Origin of the sequence: Vibrio atypicus (genome assembly GCF_009811315.1) — a bacterium.
GTDB classification, from domain to species: domain Bacteria; phylum Pseudomonadota; class Gammaproteobacteria; order Enterobacterales; family Vibrionaceae; genus Vibrio; species Vibrio atypicus.
The window spans coordinates 1-254 of sequence record NZ_BLID01000055.1; the positions used below are offsets into that span (position 1 = coordinate 1).

At 48.0% G+C, this 254-nt stretch carries 1 protein-coding gene; it reads left to right on the forward strand.

Annotated elements, in window-relative coordinates:
• A partial coding sequence (locus GVO60_RS22295) for an EF-Tu C-terminal domain-related protein (RefSeq protein WP_503827286.1) occupies positions 1–254 on the forward strand: 254 nt, incomplete at both ends.

The following is a 254-nucleotide window of genomic DNA, read 5'->3' on the forward strand; positions in this document are numbered from 1 at the left end:
TCTATCAACCCACACACTAAGTTTGAGTCTGAAGTATACGTACTGTCTAAAGATGAAGGCGGCCGTCACACTCCATTCTTCAAAGGTTACCGTCCACAGTTCTACTTCCGTACAACTGACGTAACAGGCGATATCTCTCTACCAGAAGGCGTAGAAATGGTAATGCCAGGTGACAACATCAAGATGACTGTTGAGCTAATCGCACCAATCGCGATGGACGAAGGTCTACGTTTCGCAATCCGCGAAGGTGGCCG